Annotated in this window: 1 protein-coding gene; it reads right to left on the bottom strand. The window is 39.3% G+C overall.

The annotated features are described in order from the left end of the window. Positions 1-220: 220 nt before the first annotated feature. The coding region (locus ACVFVN_RS14610; RefSeq protein ID WP_456235852.1) for an RNA-directed DNA polymerase at positions 221-2,308 on the bottom strand (2,088 nt) is incomplete at its 5' end.

Raw genomic sequence — 2,308 nt, 5'->3', positions numbered from 1 at the left:
TTATCATTATTATTATTATTATTATTATTATTATTATTATTATTATTATTATTATTATTATTATTATTATTATTATTATTATTATTATTATTATTTATTTATTTCCTTTGATTTCCTGTATATACTCATTCCTTTCCGGGTCCCGACCAGAGACCTAAGGTCAGAAATGGCATCATGACAATTTTCACCGTACAAAAAAAAATGAAACATTTGGGTTATTTTACATAGATAAAGCTCTTCGTAAGGTGTGAGCTGTACTCGTGAGAACAATCTTTTGCATTTCTCTAAGGCACGGTCCCCCAGGGATCCCTTCAATGAGTCTATTAGAGTCTTTACCAATCAATCCGAGAGCTCCAACTACAACTGGGATTGTTGAGGTTCTCGTGTGCCACATTTTTGAGATTTCTATTTCAAGGTCCTTGTATTTTGATAGTTTTTTGAAGATCTTCAAAGATACATTACAGTCTGCAGGTACTGCCATATCAATAAGGAGGCACTTTTTTTCTTTGCGGTCTCTAATCACGATGTCCGGGCGATTAGCTTTGATTGTTCTGTCTGTGTGTATCGTGAAGTCCCATAAAATTGTTACAGGTCCTATCTCGGTAACAGGATCCGGGTGGTGTTCATACCAATTTCTTGCAGTTTCTTTTCCGTAGAAGTTGCAGATTTTCCAATGCAGATATTGGCCCACTCTGTCATGCCGAGTTTTATATTCAGTGGGTGCCAGTACCGTGCAGCCTGAAATAAGATGGTCAATTGTTTCTGGATATTTATCACAGAATCTGCATTTGGGGCTAACAGATTGTTTCAGTATGTGTGATTGATAATTTCTAGTTAGCAAGCATTGGTCCTGTGCAGCAAGAATAAATCCTTCAGTTTCAGCTTTTAACCCTGCACTTCGTAGCCACTGATGGGTACGGGGTTTGTCTACATCAGCTTGTTTGGTTCGGGCAGGGTATTGACCGTGAAGTGGTTTATCTTGCCATCTTTTCTGTGCCTGGTCAGTTGCCATTGCCTTTGCTTTCTTTTTTAAGCATTTTGCAGCTTCAGTCGGTGTATTGGGGTTTACTTGCATTTCTTCTTTATCCATGTGGATGTCCATTTTGAATTTGTTAGCCTCCTTTATAACTGAGTACAGTCGCTTACCACTTTCATGTTCTTTGACGCATATCATCATCCAGTCTTCTGCAGTTTCCAGGTATCTTTGGAGGCCGATTGTTGTAATTTTGTAGGACAGTTCTAGTTGAACTAGTCCTCTGCCTCCTTCGGGTCTGGGTACATATAAGCGGTCTACATCAGCTTTGGGATGATGCATGCGGTGGCAAGTGAGGAGCTTTCTTGTTTTGGTGTCCATTCTTTTGATGTCAGCTATGGTCCAGTTAAGGATGTTGAAGCTGTATTGAACCACAGGGACAGCTAAAGTGTTTATGGCTGATATTCTATTTTTGGAATTCAACTCGGTATTCAATACCAAGTGCACACGCCTGTAGTATTCCTTTCTTACTTTCTCCTTCATTTGGGTATGATTTACTCCGTTTCGTTCGCTAACGCCTAAATACTTATATGCTTCTTCTTGTTCTAGTTCCCTAATTTTTGTGGCAAAATCTAGATCTATTGGGTGTGATTCTATAATTCTACCTTTCTTGAAAGCTACTTTTGCGCACTTATCTAATCCAAAGTTCATACATATATCGTCACTAAAACACTTTACAATGTTGAGGAGGCCTTTCAACTCATTGTCATCTTTGGCAAAGAGTTTGAGATCATCCATGTAAAGTAAGTGATTGAAAATTTTCTTGTTTATCTTGTAACCGTAGCTATTTCTTTTTAGTTCATTTGTAAGAGGGATTAAGGACATACAAAACAGAAGGGGTGACAGGGAGTCTCCCTGGAAAATTCCTCGTCGGATATTGAGGCGATTTGAGATGTCAGTGCCTCTGGTGTGATTTAGGCACAGTGTTGTGTTCCACATTCCCATGCTGTGTTTAAGAAACTTTACTATCACAGGCGAGACTCTGTAGATCTCCAAGGTCTTAAGGATCCAAGAGTGTGGTAAACTATCAAAGGCTTTACGGTAGTCTATCCATGCTGCGCTCAGATTTCTACGCCGTCTCGTGCAATTTTCAAGTATCATTTTATTTATGAGCAGCTGATCCTTGCAGCCATAGGAGCCTCTCCTGCACCCCTTCTGTTCCAATGGAAGGATGTTGTTTTCTTCGAGAAAGGAGTACGTGCGGTTCGTCAGGATAGAGGTTACTAATTTATATGTGGTGGACAGACATGCTATTGTCCTATAATATTTCGAGTC

It is taken from the genome of Soonwooa purpurea, assembly GCF_053891095.1.
Note: the sequence above shows the minus strand (reverse complement) of the source record. Positions and strands in the feature narration are given on the sequence as shown.